Origin of the sequence: Methylomonas sp. LWB (assembly GCF_001856095.1) — a bacterium.
GTDB classification, from domain to species: Bacteria; Pseudomonadota; Gammaproteobacteria; order Methylococcales; family Methylomonadaceae; genus Methylomonas; species Methylomonas koyamae_A.
Genome location: NZ_MKMC01000032.1, coordinates 1 through 16,862 on the forward strand (window position 1 = coordinate 1; position 16,862 = coordinate 16,862).

General features: G+C 50.5%; 13 protein-coding genes and 1 tRNA gene. All 14 read right to left on the reverse strand.

Going from position 1 to position 16,862, the window contains the following annotated elements:
- Positions 1-1,178 (reverse strand): elongation factor Tu (gene tuf / locus BJL95_RS13705; protein WP_064027305.1); only part of this gene is annotated, 1,178 nt, incomplete at its 3' end.
- A 28-nt stretch (positions 1,179-1,206) separates the two neighbouring features.
- Positions 1,207-3,300 (reverse strand): elongation factor G, encoded by a 2,094-nt coding sequence (gene fusA / locus BJL95_RS13710; protein WP_071158706.1) that lies wholly within the window; start codon positions 3,298-3,300, stop codon positions 1,207-1,209.
- 27 nt (positions 3,301-3,327) lie between these two features.
- Entirely contained in the window at positions 3,328-3,798 is a 471-nt protein-coding gene (rpsG, locus tag BJL95_RS13715; RefSeq protein WP_064023902.1) for a 30S ribosomal protein S7, read from the reverse strand.
- 13 nt (positions 3,799-3,811) lie between these two features.
- Positions 3,812-4,186 (reverse strand): 30S ribosomal protein S12, encoded by a 375-nt coding sequence (gene rpsL / locus BJL95_RS13720; protein ID WP_013820393.1) that lies wholly within the window; start codon positions 4,184-4,186, stop codon positions 3,812-3,814.
- 145 nt (positions 4,187-4,331) lie between these two features.
- Positions 4,332-8,543 carry a DNA-directed RNA polymerase subunit beta' gene (rpoC, locus tag BJL95_RS13725; protein ID WP_302848348.1) on the reverse strand — a complete coding sequence of 1,404 codons (4,212 nt, stop codon included), beginning with the start codon at positions 8,541-8,543 and terminating at the stop codon, positions 4,332-4,334.
- A gap of 57 nt (positions 8,544-8,600) precedes the next feature.
- Positions 8,601-12,677: a DNA-directed RNA polymerase subunit beta gene (rpoB, locus tag BJL95_RS13730; protein ID WP_071158710.1), complete on the reverse strand. Its 4,077-nt coding sequence runs from the start codon at positions 12,675-12,677 to the stop codon at positions 8,601-8,603.
- 129 nt (positions 12,678-12,806) lie between these two features.
- Complete coding sequence (rplL, locus tag BJL95_RS13735; RefSeq protein ID WP_071158712.1) at positions 12,807-13,178, reverse strand: 50S ribosomal protein L7/L12; 372 nt, start codon at positions 13,176-13,178, stop codon at positions 12,807-12,809.
- A gap of 47 nt (positions 13,179-13,225) precedes the next feature.
- Entirely contained in the window at positions 13,226-13,720 is a 495-nt protein-coding gene (gene rplJ / locus BJL95_RS13740; protein WP_064023910.1) for a 50S ribosomal protein L10, read from the reverse strand.
- Between the two features lie 181 nt (positions 13,721-13,901).
- Positions 13,902-14,597 carry a 50S ribosomal protein L1 gene (gene rplA, locus BJL95_RS13745; protein ID WP_064023906.1) on the reverse strand — a complete coding sequence of 232 codons (696 nt, stop codon included), beginning with the start codon at positions 14,595-14,597 and terminating at the stop codon, positions 13,902-13,904.
- Positions 14,597-15,028 (reverse strand): 50S ribosomal protein L11, encoded by a 432-nt coding sequence (gene rplK, locus BJL95_RS13750; RefSeq protein ID WP_064023907.1) that lies wholly within the window; start codon positions 15,026-15,028, stop codon positions 14,597-14,599. The genes rplA and rplK overlap by 1 nt, the downstream gene beginning before the upstream one ends.
- A gap of 101 nt (positions 15,029-15,129) precedes the next feature.
- On the reverse strand, positions 15,130-15,663 hold the full coding sequence (gene nusG / locus BJL95_RS13755) for a transcription termination/antitermination protein NusG (protein WP_064023908.1): 534 nt from the start codon (positions 15,661-15,663) through the stop codon (positions 15,130-15,132).
- Complete coding sequence (gene secE / locus BJL95_RS13760; protein ID WP_064023909.1) at positions 15,664-16,044, reverse strand: preprotein translocase subunit SecE; 381 nt, start codon at positions 16,042-16,044, stop codon at positions 15,664-15,666.
- 38 nt (positions 16,045-16,082) lie between these two features.
- Positions 16,083-16,158: transfer RNA gene (locus BJL95_RS13765), tRNA-Trp, on the reverse strand.
- A gap of 38 nt (positions 16,159-16,196) precedes the next feature.
- Positions 16,197-16,862, reverse strand: a 666-nt coding sequence (locus BJL95_RS13770; RefSeq protein WP_254786798.1) for an EF-Tu/IF-2/RF-3 family GTPase, incomplete at its 5' end; no start/stop codon positions are given.

Genomic DNA, 16,862 nt, shown 5'->3' on the forward strand with positions numbered 1-16,862 from the left:
GAAGCCACGACGCCGGCACCCACGGTGCGACCGCCTTCGCGAATTGCAAAGCGCAGACCGTCTTCCATCGCGATCGGTGAGATCAATTTGACGGTGACGGAGATGTTGTCGCCAGGCATCACCATTTCGACGCCTTCCGGCAATTCAACCGCGCCTGTGACATCGGTGGTACGGAAGTAAAATTGCGGCCGATAGCCGTTGAAAAATGGCGTATGACGACCACCCTCTTCCTTGGACAGCACGTAAATTTCGGCTTTAAAGTGCGAGTGTGGCTTGATGCTGTTCACGTGAGCCAGAACTTGACCGCGTTCGACGTCGTCGCGTTTGGTGCCACGCAACAAGACACCTACGTTGTCGCCCGCTTGGCCTTGATCGAGCAGTTTGCGGAACATTTCTACACCGGTACAGGTGGTTTTCTGCGTGTCGCGAATGCCGACGATCTCGACCTCTTCACCCACTTTAATAATCCCACGCTCTACACGACCGGTAACGACGGTACCGCGGCCTGAAATCGAGAAGACGTCTTCGATCGGCATCAAGAATTTGCCGTCGATCGCGCGCTCTGGTTCAGGGATATAGCTGTCCAGTGCTTCAACCAGCTTGACGACGGATTGCACGCCGATTTCGCTTTGATCGCCTTCCAACGCTTTCAGCGCGGAGCCGATAATGATGGGGGTGTCGTCGCCGGGGAATTCGTATTGATTCAACAATTCGCGAATTTCCATTTCAACCAGCTCGATCAGCTCCGCGTCGTCGACCATGTCGGCTTTATTCAGGAACACCACGATGTACGGAACGCCGACCTGACGAGACAGCAGGATATGCTCGCGGGTTTGCGGCATCGGACCGTCGGCGGCCGAGCAAACCAAAATCGCGCCATCCATTTGAGCGGCGCCGGTAATCATGTTTTTGACGTAGTCTGCGTGACCCGGGCAGTCTACGTGAGCGTAGTGGCGTGACGCAGACTCGTATTCAACGTGCGAGGTCGAAATAGTAATACCGCGCGCACGCTCTTCTGGCGCATTGTCAATTTGATCGAAAGCTTTTGCTTCACCGCCTTGCAGCTCCGCCATTACTTTCGTCAACGCGGCGGTCAACGTGGTTTTTCCGTGGTCGACGTGACCAATCGTGCCCACGTTTACGTGCGGTTTCTTTCTTTCAAATTTTTCTTTTGCCATGACTCGATACCTGATATTTATAAAAAATTTAAGATACTTTTCTAATAATCGCTTCCGCTATATGCGCAGGTGCTTCGTTATATCTTTCAAACTGCATACTGTAGGTTGCTCTACCTTGCGTGGCCGATCGCAAATCGGTTGCGTAGCCAAACATTTCCGAGAGCGGCACTTCACAACTAATTACCTTACCAGCCGGTACGTCTTCCATGCCGTGAATAACCCCTCTGCGCCGGTTAACGTCACCAACGACTTCCCCCATATAATCCTCTGGAGTGACTACTTCCACTTTCATAATGGGTTCCAGCAATACAGGATTTGCAGCCTTAGCTCCATCCCTGAAACACATAGACCCTGCTATCTTGAAAGCCATTTCATTCGAATCGACATCATGATACGAACCATCGAACAAAGTAACCTTGACGTCCACCATTGGGAAACCAGCGAGTACGCCGTTTTCCATTTGCTCTTGAATACCTTTATCTACCGCAGGGATATACTCTTTAGGAACAGCCCCACCTACAACGCCGTTTACGAACTCATAGCCGCTACCAGCCGCCTTGGGCTCCAACTTGAGCCACACGTGACCGTACTGCCCTTTGCCGCCGGTCTGTCGAATAAATTTACCCTCGCACTCCAAGGACTTACGTATCGTTTCCCTGTACGCCACCTGCGGTGCGCCGACATTAGCTTCGACATTAAATTCGCGCCGCATCCGATCGACAATGATCTCGAGATGAAGCTCCCCCATGCCCGCTATTAGCGTTTGCCCGGATTCCGGATCGGAACTCACCCGAAACGACGGATCTTCCTGCGCCAGCTTTGCCAACGCATTGCCCATCTTATCTTGATCGGCTTTGGTTTTCGGCTCTACCGCAACAGAGATTACCGGCTCAGGAAACTCCATACGCTCCAGCAAAATGGGATGCGCCATATCGCAGAACGTATCACCGGTAGTAACCTCTTTTAATCCGATTACGGCGGCTATGTCGCCGGCTCGAACTTCTCCAATCTCTTCCCGACTATTGGCATGCATTTGGACAATGCGTCCAATTCGTTCACGCTTGCCTTTTGCCGCATTCAAAACAGCATCGCCGGACTTTAAAACACCAGAATAAATCCGCAGGAACGTCAACATTCCAACATATGGATCAGTGGCGATTTTAAAAGCCAGGGCGGAAAAAGGCTCGTCGTCACTCGGGTGACGCGTAGCATCTAATTCTTCGTTTACATGGCCGACCACAGCATCAATGTCTGCGGGCGATGGCAAATAGTCAATGATACCATCTAACACACACTGAACGCCTTTGTTTTTAAAGGCGGAGCCACAATACGCCGGAACAATTTTATTTTTTAGCGTTTGCGCTCTGATACCTAACTTAATATCCTGATTACTCAACAAGCCTTGCTCAAGATATTTATCCATAAACTCTTCGGACGCCTCGGCAGCCGCTTCAAGCAATTTTTCCCGCCATTCACCAGCTTGAACAACCATGTCGACAGGAATTTCCCCTTGCTGAAATTTCAGCCCCATACTGGTGTCGTCCCAATACACAGCCTTCATTTCAATAAGATCAACAACCCCCTTAAAACCGTCCTCTACACCTATTGGCAGCTGCATGGCCACAGGGTTACAACCTAATCGCCCCTTTATCTGCTCTAATACCCTGTAAAAGTCAGCCCCGGTACGATCCATCTTATTAACGAATGCTAAACGAGGAACGTGGTATTTGTTAGCTTGCCGCCAAACCGTCTCGGACTGAGGCTCCACCCCTCCCACAGCACAAAACACCGCGCAAGCGCCGTCCAACACTCTGAGAGACCGCTCAACCTCAATCGTAAAGTCTACATGCCCAGGCGTATCGATAATATTTATTCTGTGCTCGGAATGCTGCTTCCACATTCCAGACCAAAAACAGGTTGTCGCCGCTGACGTAATCGTGATGCCGCGCTCTTGCTCTTGAGCCATCCAATCCATTGTCGCAGCGCCGTCGTGCACTTCACCGATCTTATGCGAAACCCCTGTGTAAAACAGAACGCGTTCGGTAGTAGTCGTTTTCCCGGCATCAATGTGGGCCATAATGCCTATATTTCGATAACGCTCTATCGGCGTTTTGCGAACCACGTTATCACCCCAAAGGCATCACGAACCTTACCAGCGATAATGAGCGAAAGCCTTGTTCGCTTCGGCCATTCTATGAGTATCTTCTCGCTTCTTAGCCGCCGCGCCACGACCTTCGGATGCGTCCAACAGCTCCCCGGCCAGTTTCGCAGCCATGGTCCGCTCATTACGCTTACGAGCAGCATCGATCAACCAACGCATCGACAAAGCCAATCTACGCGCGGGGCGCACTTCTACCGGAACCTGATAGGTTGCCCCGCCTACGCGACGAGACTTTACCTCAACTCTAGGCTGCACATTTTCCAGCGCCTTTGCCACAAGCTCTAGCGACTCTTTATGCCCCTTATGCTCGATCACATCCAACGCACCATATACAATTTTTTCAGCGACAGACTTTTTGCCGTCCACCATGATCATATTCATGAACTTGGACAACATATCGCTACCAAACCTTGGATCAGGATTGACCGGTCTTTTCGCCGCAACTCTTCTTCTAGACATTGTTTACCAACCTTTATTTCTTAGGCCGCTTAGCGCCATATTTGGAGCGCCCGCACTTTCTATCTTTTACGCCTGAAGTATCCAAGCTTCCTCGCACAACGTGATAACGAACACCGGGCAAGTCTTTGACCCTACCACCACGAATCAGAACCACGGAGTGCTCTTGTAAATTGTGCCCCTCTCCGCCAATATAACTACTAACCTCGGCACCATTGGTCAATCTAACCCTAGCCACCTTACGCAAGGCCGAATTAGGCTTCTTAGGCGTAGTCGTATAAACACGAGTACACACACCTCGCCTTTGGGGACAGGCTTCCAATGCCGGAACATTGGTCTTTTCGATTTTTTTAGCACGAGGCTTACGGACCAACTGATTGATCGTGGCCATTCTTAACTACTCCAAATATGCAATGTTAATAAGCAATACAATTAGTCGCCCAACCGGATAGCATTGCTCCACCCAAATCTCTTGGCTGATGTGAGCAGAGCATAATACCTGCAGATCATTGTTAGGTCAAGCTTTTTTACTAGAGCTATTCTATATTCAACGCCTGTTTCAGCGCTTCCTCGACATCGACCACTTCGACTGAAGACATGCCGGAATCCATCCCGCTCGCCAAGTCGGCATGTCGTTTTTTCCGCCTTTGTTCGTGATAGGCCAGACCTGTACCGGCCGGGATTAAACGACCAACAATGACATTCTCTTTAAGGCCGTTCAGACTATCGCTGATGCCTCGCACTGCAGCGTCGGTCAACACTCTTGTGGTCTCTTGGAAAGAGGCGGCGGATATAAACGACTCAGTCGCCAACGATGCCTTAGTGATCCCTAACAACAACGAGTCATAACTAGCAGGAATTTTCCCTTCTTTTTCCGCTTGTTCGTTAACAATATTGACCAATACGCGCTCTACCTGTTCACCTTTCACAAAATCGGTTTCGCCGGAAGCTGTTATTTCAACTTTCCGGAGCATTTGCCGGATGATGGCCTCGATATGTTTGTCGTTTATTTTTACACCCTGTAGACGGTAAACATCCTGAATTTCCTTAACCAGATAATCAGACAGCTCCTCGATACCTCTCAGACGCAGAATATCGTGCGGCGTCAATTCCCCTTCGGCAATCGTTTCGCCTTTTTCTACAAACTCACCTTCGAACACCGTGATATGACGCCATTTTGGAATGAGCGTTTCATATTGCTCCCCTTCGGCGTCGGTAATGATGACGCGCTGCTTACCCTTCGTCTCCTTACCGAAAGACACCATACCGGTAGCTTCGGCAAGAATGGCCGGATCCTTGGTTTTTCTAGCTTCGAACAAGTCCGCAACCCGCGGTAAACCACCGGTGATATCGCGGGTTTTACTGGATTCTTGCGGAATCCGGGCCAATACGTCACCAACCTTTACTTCACCACCATCCTTAACCCCGACAATTGCGCCGGCGGGCAAGAAATATTGAGCCGGAATATCGGTTCCAGGTAAGTTAATTTGTCCGCCTTGTTCGTCTATCAACCGTACCATGGGGCGCAGCTCTTTACCGGCCGCACTTCGTTGCTTAGGATCGGTTACCACACGCGATGTAAGCCCGGTGACTTCGTCCGACTGCTCTTGAACGGTGATACCGTCGATAAAATCGATCAACTGAATGAAGCCATCCACTTCGGTGATAACTGGATGAGTGTGCGGGTCCCAGTTGACGATAATGTCACCGGCACTGACACGTCCGCCGTCGTCAACCGAAAGTACCGCGCCATACGGAATCTTATAGCGTTCTCTTTCACGGCCATAATCGTCCATCACGCCAACTTCGCCGGAACGGGATACCGCGACCAAGTTGTTTTCTCGGTTTCTAACGGTCTTCAGGTTATTCAGTTTTGCGGTACCGCTGGATTTAACTTGAACATTGCTGACAGCCGCAGACCTGGAGGCCGCGCCACCAATATGGAAGGTCCTCATCGTCAACTGAGTACCCGGCTCACCGATCGATTGAGCCGCGACGACACCAATGGCCTCGCCGCTATTGACCAGATGCCCACGTCCCAAATCGCGGCCGTAACATTTGGCGCAAACGCCCACCCGAGATTCGCAAGTAATAACCGACCGAACCAGCATTTTATCAACGCCGTTTTCCTCTAAAACGGTCACCAGATTCTCATCGATCATCGTACCCGCCGGGATCAACACTTTTGAACCGGAAGCGTCGGTCACATCGACTGCTGCCACGCGGCCCAATACCCGATCGACCAGCGGCTCGACCACATCGCCGCCTTCGATGATCGGCGTCATGGTCAGACCGTTTTGGGTCCCACAATCCAGCTCGGCAATCACCAGATCCTGCGCCACGTCTACCAGACGTCGAGTTAGATAACCGGAGTTAGCGGTTTTTAACGCCGTATCCGCCAAACCTTTACGAGCACCGTGCGTCGAGATGAAATACTGCAATACGTCCAGACCTTCCCGGAAGTTCGCGGTAATTGGCGTTTCGATGATCGAACCGTCCGGCTTAGCCATCAATCCGCGCATCCCCGCCAATTGGCGAATCTGCGCCGCTGAACCCCGCGCGCCAGATTCGGCCATCATGAAGATCGAGTTAAACGATTTTTGTTTGACGTTATTACCTTTGGCGTCGACCACTTCGTCTTCACCCAAGCCTTCCATCATCACTTTCGCAACTTGATCGTTTGCCCGCGACCAAATATCGACGACCTTGTTGTATCGCTCGCCGTCGGTCACTAACCCTGACGCATATTGATTCTGGATTTCGTTAACCTCGGCCTCGGCGGAACGAATGATATCGGCTTTTTTAGCCGGAATTTCCATGTCTTCGATACCGAACGAAACACCCGCTCTCGTTGCGTATTTGAAACCCAAATACATGATTTGGTCGGCGAGAATTACGGTTTCTTTTATACCTAAGTAGCGGTAGCTATAGTTGATCAACCTCGAAATGTTTTTCTTGGTCATATCAACGTTGATCAGCTCATACGGCATGCCATCAGGAGCAATCTCCCAGATCAGGGCACGCCCCACCGTTGTTTGTTTACGACTGGTGATGCTTTCCCACTCACCGTCAGCGTTTTTAAGTTTTTCAGTAATCCTGACCTGAACCTTGGTTTGCAACTCCACTGTCTTGGCATCCAAGGCTTTCATAACCTCGGCCAAATCGGTGAATATGCTGCCTTCTCCGACCGCATTGACTTTTTCACGGCTGATGTAATAGAGGCCCAAAACCACGTCTTGCGACGGGTTGATCACCGGCTCTCCGTTTGCGGGCGACAAGATGTTGTTGGTCGCCATCATTAAGGTACGAGCTTCTAACTGCGCCTCGATCGACAACGGAATATGCACAGCCATTTGGTCGCCGTCGAAGTCGGCGTTGAACGCACTACACACCAACGGGTGCAGTTGGATCGCCTTGCCTTCGATTAGGGTCGGCTCGAATGCTTGGATGCCCAAACGATGCAGCGTTGGCGCACGGTTCAGTAGCACCGGATGCTCACGGATGACTTCTTCGAGGATATCCCACACCTCAGCGCCTTCGCGCTCGACCATTTTTTTAGCGGCTTTAATCGTGGTCGCCAATCCGCGCAGTTGCAGCTTGCTGAATATAAACGGCTTGAACAACTCCAAGGCCATTTTTTTCGGCAGACCGCATTGGTGCAATCTCAGCGTTGGACCGACCACGATTACCGAACGCCCCGAATAGTCGACCCGTTTGCCCAACAGATTTTGGCGGAAACGACCTTGCTTGCCCTTGATCATATCGGCCAGCGATTTCAGCGGGCGCCGGTTGCTACCGGTAATGGCCCGGCCGCGACGGCCGTTATCCAGCAAGGCATCGACGGCTTCTTGCAGCATTCGTTTTTCGTTGCGAACAATGATGTCCGGGGCGTTCAGGTCCAATAACCGAGTCAAACGGTTATTGCGGTTGATGACGCGGCGGTACAGATCGTTCAAGTCGGAGGTCGCGAAACGGCCACCGTCCAACGGCACCAGCGGACGCAATTCGGGCGGAAGCACCGGCAGCACGGTCATAATCATCCATTCCGGACGATTGTTGGACGCCAGCAGAGAATCGATGACCTTCAGCCGTTTAGAATACTTTTTAATCTTGGTGTCGGAGTTGGTCGAATTGATCTCTTCCTTCAACTTGTTGATTTCATCTTTCAAGTCGATGGATTTCAACAGATCATAAATCGCCTCGGCGCCCATTTTGGCGACAAAATCATCACCGTGTTCTTCCATCGCATTCAAATACTCTTCGTCGGTCAACAACTGACCTTTTTCCAACGGCGACATACCGGGATCGGTGACGACGAATGTCTCGAAATACAACACGCGCTCGATCGACCGCAGAGTCATGTCTAACAGCAACGCGATACGCGACGGGAGAGACTTCAAGAACCAAATGTGAGCGACCGGGCTGGCCAGATCGATGTGTCCCATCCGTTCGCGACGAACCTTGGATAGCGTTACTTCGACCCCGCACTTTTCGCAAATTACACCGCGGTGCTTTAAGCGCTTGTATTTACCGCACAAACATTCGTAGTCGCTGATAGGACCAAAGATTTTGGCGCAAAACAAACCATCACGCTCAGGCTTAAATGTGCGGTAATTAATCGTTTCGGGCTTTTTCACTTCGCCATACGACCACGAGCGAATCATGTCGGGAGAAGCCAAACCAATGCGGATAGCGTCGAAATCTTCGGTGCGACCTTGACGTTTTAAAAAATTCATTAAATCTTTCAAGAGCTTATCCTCTTTAATTGTTATCCGATGTTGTCCAGAACCAAATCCAGAGCCCGATTACTCTTGTTCCATTTCAATATTGACGCCAAGCGAACGTATTTCCTTGACCAAAACGTTGAAGGATTCCGGCATTCCCGCTTCCATTGAATGGTTTCCGTCGACAATGTTTTTATACATTCGGGTACGGCCTGTAACGTCGTCGGATTTCACAGTCAACATTTCCTGGAGGGTATAAGCGGCGCCGTAAGCCTCCAAGGCCCACACCTCCATCTCCCCAAAACGCTGGCCGCCGAATTGCGCCTTTCCGCCCAGCGGTTGCTGAGTGACCAAGCTGTAAGGACCGGTCGAACGAGCATGCATCTTGTCGTCCACCAAGTGGTTCAATTTGAGCATGTACATGTAGCCGACGGTGACTTCACGCTCGAACGGTTCACCGGTTAACCCGTCGTAAAGCCGAGTTTGTCCGTGTTCAGGCAGATCGGCCAGACGCAACATTTCCCGGATATCATCCTCGGATGCGCCGTCGAAAACCGGGGTTGCCATCGGGACGCCACCAACTAAATTGGCCGCCAACTCCAGCACCTCTTTATCGGAGAACGAATCCAAATCTTCCTTCCGTCCGCTGCAGTTATAGATTTTTTCGAGATAACCGCGAATTTCAACAACTTTGGCCTGAGCTTCCAGCATTTTGCCGATTTTGATGCCCAAGCCTTTCGAGGCCCAACCCAAATGGGTTTCCAACACCTGCCCGACGTTCATCCGCGAAGGTACGCCCAACGGATTCAGCAGGATATCGATCGGATTACCGTCCGCCGTGTAAGGCATGTCTTCGATCGGCACGATTTGGGAGATAACCCCTTTATTTCCATGTCGACCCGCCATCTTGTCGCCGGGCTGAATACGCTTCTTGACCGCCAAATAAACCTTGACCATCTTCAGCACGCCAGGCGCCAAATCGTCGCCCATCGTGATTTTTTTCTTTTTCTGTTCGAAACGTTCGTCGAATTCCTTGCGTTGTTGCTCGATATGCTCGGCGATCGTTTCCAATTGAACGTTGATATCCTCGTCTTGGGTTTTGATTTTCATCAACTCCGAAGGGACCAAACTATCCAGATACTCGCGAACGATTTCCTCGCCTTTTTTCAGACCATTCGGACCTTTTTCAGCTTTCTTACCAACTAACATCGCTTTGACCCGCGCGAAAATATCGTGCTCGACAATTTTCAGCTGATCGTCCAAATCCTTCCGATAACGCTTGATTTCGGCTTCTTCGATTTCCAGGGCGCGCTTATCTTTCTTGACACCGTCGCGAGTAAATACCTGCACGTCGATAACGGTACCCCGTACGTTGCCAGGCACCCGTAACGAGGTGTCTTTAACGTCTGCGGCTTTTTCGCCGAAAATAGCCCGTAACAGTTTTTCTTCCGGCGTCAGTTGAGTCTCGCCCTTGGGCGTAACTTTTCCGACCAGGATGTCGCCCCCCTTGACTTCGGCACCGACATAAACGATACCGGACTCGTCCAACTTCGATAAAGCTTCCTCGCTGACATTCGGGATATCGGCGGTGATCTCCTCCGGAGCGTGCTTCGTCTCCCTGGCGACGCAAGTTTTCTCTTCGATATGGATTGTCGTGAAACGATCTTCCTTAACCACGCGCTCGGAGACTAGAATCGAGTCTTCAAAGTTGTAGCCGTTCCAAGGCATGAAGGCGATCAGCATGTTTTGCCCCAAAGCCAACTCGCCCAAGTCGGTAGAAGGACCGTCGGCGAGGATGTCGCCCTTATTAACGATATCGCCCAATTTAACCAGCGGCTTCTGATTAATGCAGGTGTTTTGGTTAGACCGGGTGTATTTAATCAGGTTGTAAATATCGACACCCGGTACGCCGGCGACCGTTTCATTATCGTTGGCTCGCACCACGATCCTGGCCGCGTCAACCGCTTCGATACGACCGCCACGGGTCGCCACAACGGTTACGCCGGAATCTTTGGCGACGACACGCTCCATACCGGTACCAACCAGCGGTTTCTCCGCTCGTAAGGTCGGAACCGCTTGCCGTTGCATGTTGGAGCCCATCAACGCCCGGTTAGCGTCGTCGTGTTCCAAGAATGGAATAATCGATGCCGCGACCGAAACGATTTGTTTGGAGGACACGTCCATATATTGCACGGTCTCTGACGAAGCTAACGTAAATTCGTCTTTGTAGCGGCAGGATACCAAGCCTTCGACCAATTTACCGTGTTCGTCTACCGCGACACTGGACTGCGCAATCACATACTCGCCTTCCTCGATAGCCGAAATATAATCGACTTGATCGGTCACCATACCGTTGACTACCTTCCGGTACGGCGTTTCAAGAAAGCCGTATTCGTTAGTCCTGGCGTAGACCGACAACGAGTTGATCAAACCGATATTTGGTCCCTCCGGCGTTTCGATCGGACAAACCCGACCGTAGTGCGTGGTATGGACGTCGCGAACCTCGAAACCAGCACGCTCCCTGGCCAACCCCCCCGGACCCAACGCGGAGACCCTGCGCTTGTGGGTCACTTGCGACAATGGATTGTTTTGATCCATAAACTGCGACAATTGGCTGGAGCCGAAAAACTCTTTCACTGCGGCAGACACAGGCTTAGCGTTAATAATTTCTTGCGGCATCAGCCCTTCGGAATCAGCCAGAGTTAAGCGCTCTCGAACTGCTCGCTCGACTCGCACCAATCCGATCCGAAATTGGTTTTCAATCATCTCGCCCACCGACCGTACCCGGCGATTACCTAAATGATCGATGTCATCGACAATGCCGTTTCCGTTGCGGATTTTGATCAACTCCTTCAATACGTCGATGATGTCTTCCTTGCTCAACGTGCCCGTACCGATGATTTCCTCTCGGCCCAAGCGCCGATTAAACTTCATCCGGCCGACTGCCGACAAATCGTAACGCTCGTCGGTGAAAAACAGGTTCTCGAACAGGTTCTCGGCGGATTCGACCGTGGGCGGTTCACCTGGGCGCATCATCCGGTAAATTTCTACCAAGGCCTCCAAGCGATTGGTTGTCGTATCCAGGCGCATCGAGTTGGAAATATATGGGCCCCGATCCAAATCGTTTACGTACAAGGTGTTGATCTCGCTGACACCGGCATCGATCAGTTTTTGCAACAGGTTTTCGGTCAATTCGTCGTTAACGCTGGCTAACAATTCGCCAGTGGCTGTATCCACAACGTTGTGCCCAAGAATCTTCCCGAACAAATAATCGCGTGGCACCTCGATCTCGGTGACGCCGGATTTTTCGAGTTGGCGAACGTGTTTCGCGGTGATGCGCCGACCTTCTTCGATCAGCACTTTACCGTCATGCTTTATGTCAAACACTGCCATTTCGCCACGCAGCCGTTCCGGAATCACGTGGAACATGAATTTGTCGGCAGTCAACGAAAACTTATTGGTGTCGAAGAAAATTTGAATCATTTCTTCGTTGTCGTAACCCAAGGCGCGCAGCAAGATCGTTGCCGGAATCTTTCTGCGGCGGTCGATACGCACATAAACCGCGTCTTTGTGGTCGAACTCGAAATCCAACCAAGAGCCGCGATACGGAATCACTCGAGCGTTAAACAGCAATTTACCGGAAGAGTGAGTCTTACCCTTATCGTGATCGAAAAACACCCCAGGCGAACGATGTAATTGCGACACGATGACGCGCTCAGTTCCATTGATAACGAACGTGCCGTTTTCAGTCATCAACGGTAACTCACCCATGTAGACTTCTTGCTCGCGAATATCTTTTACGACTTTGGTATTGGCAGGGGCGTCCTTGTCGTAAATCACCAAGCGCACCATTACGCGCAATGGCGCGGAGAAAGTGGCCCCCCGCTGCTGACACTCTCTGACGTCGAACGCCGGCTCACCTAAACGATACTTGACATATTCCAGAACCGCGTATCCTGAGTGGCTAACCACCGGAAATACACTCGAAAATGCAGCATGTAATCCTTGATTGCGTCTTTTTTCTGGGTCCGCGCCCAACTGCAAAAAATTTGCGTAAGAATCAATCTGTGTTGCTAAGAGATAGGGAACTTCGAGTACTTCCGAACCTTTCCCAAAATTATTACGGATGCGCTTTTTTTCGGTAAAAGAATAGGCCATATTGCTTCTATACCTTCGTCGTCAGGGATGATTTACTACCGTTTGTTTGACAAACAGTAAAAGGCCGGCGGTAAAATACCGCCAGCCCGGTTTGCTGGGCATTCGCTGCCCAAGGTGCTGTCGAAATAATTATTTAATTTCGACAGTTGCGCCTGCGTCTTCCAGTTCTTTCTTGGCGGCTTCTGCTTCTGCTTTGTTGACGGCTTCCTTGACAGTTGTCGGAGCGCCTTCGACGGCATCTTTTGCTTCCTTCAAGCCCAAACCGGTCAATCCACGTACAGCTTTAATGACCGCGACTTTGTTTTCACCGAAGCCGGTCAAAATTACATCAAATTCGGTTTGTTCTTCGACAACCGCCGCCGCAGCAGCCGGAGCAGCTATCGCGACTGCAGCAGCCGCGGATACGCCAAATTTTTCTTCCATTGCAGAAATCAAATCAACGATTTCCATGACAGTCATGTTCGCGACTGCTTCCAAAATATCTTCTTTTGAGATTGCCATTCTTAATTCCTCTAAATTTAATACTAATTAACTGGTTAAGGCGATAGTTATGCCGCTTCTCTCTCGTCTCTGATAGCCGCCAAGGTTCTGGCGAGTTTCTCGACGGGGGCTTTCATGACCGACATCAGCATACTGATGCCCTGATCACGAGTCGGCAGTCTGGCCAAGCGCTCCAGTTCGGAACCATCAAATGCTTGACCACCGATCGCAACAACCTTCGCAACCAGTTTATTGTTTTCTTTCGCGAAATCGCTTACCAATCGCGCGGCGGCGCCTGGATCTTCCATTGAAAATGCGAGGATCAGCGGTCCGACCAGACCCTCCTGCATACATTCAAATTCAGTTCCCGCAACAGCACGTTTAGCCAATGTGTTCTTGACTACTCGCAAGTAAACGCCCGTTTCTCTCGCGGTTTTACGCAATTTCGTCAATTGGGTAACGGTCAATCCACGATATTCCGCAGCAACTGCGGAGTGGGCTTTGGCGGCGAATTCAGCAACTTCCTCTACGACAACTTTTTTGCCATCTAAATTGAGTGCCACATTTTTCTCCAATTATTTTCCGATGTGATATCAGAAACAATAAAACGCATCTTTGCGATGCTCCTTACGGTCCCTTTCACCATCGATGGTTCCAGCTTCCGTCTGCGTAGGATGATTAAGCTTTCGCCCCTACGGTCTTTGACGGTTGCCGTTTACCGGCAACCCAAAGTCGTGAATGTGATTAGATATCGACGCTGCTTTGGTCGATAGACAAGCCTGGCCCCATTGTCGAAGACAAGGAAATCTTTTTCAGATAAACCCCTTTCGCGGCGGTCGGCTTTGCTTTTTTAAGGTCGGCAATCAAAAACTCCAGATTTTGTTTAATTGCCACTTCATCGAATGAAACCTTACCGATAGAACAATGAATAATGCCAGCCTTATCCGTCCGGTACCTAACTTGACCCGATTTTGCGTTTTTCACGGCAGTAGCAACATCAGGCGTCACGGTGCCGACCTTCGGATTTGGCATTAAGCCTCTTGGACCCAGGATTTGACCGAGCTGACCGACGACCCGCATCGCGTCGGGAGACGCAATAACCACATCGAAATTCATTTCGCCGCGCTTAACTTGTTCGGCCAAATCGTCCATACCAACGATATCGGCACCGGCTTCTTTAGCGGCATCGGCATTCGGGCCTTGGGTAAAAACCGCCACTCTCACGGTTTTACCTGTCCCGTGCGGCAACACGGAAGCACCACGAACGTTCTGATCGGATTTTCTAGGGTCGACACCGAGATTAACGCTAATATCGACTGACTCGTCGAATTTGCTATTGGCGAATTCTTTTAACAAACCAATTGCTTCTGAAATACTGTACTGTTTATTTCTAGAAACTTTTTCCTTGATTGCTTTTGCACGTTTAGTGATTTTAGCCATTACACGCCCTCCACATTCAAACCCATGCTACGAGCGCTACCTGCGATTGTTTTAATCGCCCCTTCCATATCGGCCGCATTCAAATCTTCCATTTTAGTTTTCGCGATTTCTTCGAGTTGTTCGCGCGTAACGGTACCAACTTTATTGGAATTCGGCTTACTGCTGCCGCTTTTAATTCCAACCGCTTTTTTAAGCAAAATTGATGCAGGCGGCGTTTTAGTGATAAAGGTGAAGCTCTTGTCGCTGTAAACCGTAATTACAACGGGAAGAGGCAAGCCTTTTTCAACCTCTTGAGTGCGGGCATTAAAAGCCTTACAAAACTCCATGATGTTAACACCGCGCTGACCAAGCGCGGGGCCCACCGGTGGACTTGGATTTGCCTCGCCTGCTTTCACCTGCAGCTTGATGTACGAATCAATTTTTTTTGCCATTTTTCGCTCCTAAACGGGTATTAACGCTTTCCAGCTCCCCAACAAACAAAAATCCCTGCCACCTCGATGACAGGGATTTTCACAAAATCTCAATACAAGAATTAGACTTTTTCAACCTGTCCAAACTCTAACTCAACTGGAGTAGACCTTCCGAAAATCAGGACCGAAACGCGCAAACGGCTTTTTTCATAATTGACTTCTTCGATACTTCCATTGAAGTCCTTGAACGGCCCATCAACGATGCGAACCACCTCACCAACTTCAAACAACACTTTCGGGCGAGGTTTGTTCACACCTTCTTCAACCCTACTCAGTATCGCCATCGCCTCTTTGTCAGAAATCGGCGAAGGTTTATCGGAGGCACCTCCAATAAAACCTAATACACGAGGAACGTTTCTAACCAAATGCCATGTTTCGTCGTTCAACTCCATCTGTACTAGAACATATCCGGGGAAAAACTTGCGCTCGCTTTTGCGCTGCTGCCCCATTCGCATTTCAACGACCTCTTCGGTTGGGACCAGAATCTTGCCGAAGTATTCGCTCAAGCCTTCGCGCTTGATTCTTTCTTCCAGGGCCTGTTTGACTTTATTTTCGAAATTCGAATAGGCGTGAACCACATACCAACGTAGCGCCATTTACTTAATCCCCAGATTCATCAAAAGCTGAACACCCCAAAACAGGAACATATCAAGCAACCACAATATCAGACCGACAATAAATACCATCAGGAACACCATCAACGTGGTCCTGACCGCTTCGTCGCGAGTTGGCCACACGATACGCTTAAATTCCTGCTTGGCCTCAAGCATAAAACCCCAAAACTCTCTACCCTTCGCGGTCGTAAATGAAACCGCAACCGCCCCCGAAGTCAATGCAACTAATCCGAGAACGCGGTAGAGAAGCTGGAAATCCGAAAAATAATAAAACGCAACGATGCCCGCTACCATAACAACCAGCGAAAAAGCCAGCTTTACTATATCGCCTACCGAGGTAGCTTCTTCTGCCTGTGCGTTCATTGCTTGACTAAAGATGTAAGTAAGAAAGAAACCCTGGGTGGCAGGCCAGGAGGGACTCGAACCCCCAACTTGCGGTTTTGGAGACCGCTGCTCTACCAATTGAACTACTGACCTATTCCAGAGAACTCATTGTGCAGTCGCCTAAAGGCAACTTATTCGATAATTGAAGCCACGACGCCGGCACCCACGGTGCGACCGCCTTCGCGAATTGCAAAGCGCAGACCGTCTTCCATCGCGATCGGTGAGATCAATTTGACGGTGACGGAGATGTTGTCGCCAGGCATCACCATTTCGACGCCTTCCGGCAATTCAACCGCGCCTGTGACATCGGTGGTACGGAAGTAAAATTGCGGCCGATAGCCGTTGAAAAATGGCGTATGACGACCACCCTCTTCCTTGGACAGCACGTAAATTTCGGCTTTAAAGTGCGAGTGTGGCTTGATGCTGTTCACGTGAGCCAGAACTTGACCGCGTTCGACGTCGTCGCGTTTGGTGCCACGCAACAAGACACCTACGTTGTCGCCCGCTTGGCCTTGATCGAGCAGTTTGCGGAACATTTCTACACCGGTACAGGTGGTTTTCTGCGTGTCGCGAATGCCGACGATCTCGACCTCTTCACCCACTTTAATAATCCCACGCTCTACACGACCGGTAACGACGGTACCGCGGCCTGAAATCGAGAAGACGTCTTCGATCGGCATCAAGAATTTGCCGTCGATCGCGCGCTCTGGTTCAGGGATATAGCTGTCCAGTGCTTCAACCAGCTTGACGACGGATTGCACGCCGATTTCGCTTTGATCGCCTTCCAACGCTTTCAG

Bases quoted from the DNA above. Each gene is read 5' to 3' on its own strand.
- rplL (WP_071158712.1), bottom strand. From the start codon at position 13,178: ATGGCAATCTCAAAAGAAGATATTTTGGAAGCAGTCGCGAACATGACT.
- rplK (WP_064023907.1), bottom strand. From the start codon at position 15,028: ATGGCAAAAAAAATTGATTCGTACATCAAGCTGCAGGTGAAAGCAGGC.
- rpsL (WP_013820393.1), bottom strand. From the start codon at position 4,186: ATGGCCACGATCAATCAGTTGGTCCGTAAGCCTCGTGCTAAAAAAATC.
- rplA (WP_064023906.1), bottom strand. From the start codon at position 14,597: ATGGCTAAAATCACTAAACGTGCAAAAGCAATCAAGGAAAAAGTTTCT.
- rpsG (WP_064023902.1), bottom strand. From the start codon at position 3,798: ATGTCTAGAAGAAGAGTTGCGGCGAAAAGACCGGTCAATCCTGATCCA.
- nusG (WP_064023908.1), bottom strand. From the start codon at position 15,663: ATGGCGCTACGTTGGTATGTGGTTCACGCCTATTCGAATTTCGAAAAT.
- secE (WP_064023909.1), bottom strand. From the start codon at position 16,044: ATGAACGCACAGGCAGAAGAAGCTACCTCGGTAGGCGATATAGTAAAG.
- rpoB (WP_071158710.1), bottom strand. From the start codon at position 12,677: ATGGCCTATTCTTTTACCGAAAAAAAGCGCATCCGTAATAATTTTGGG.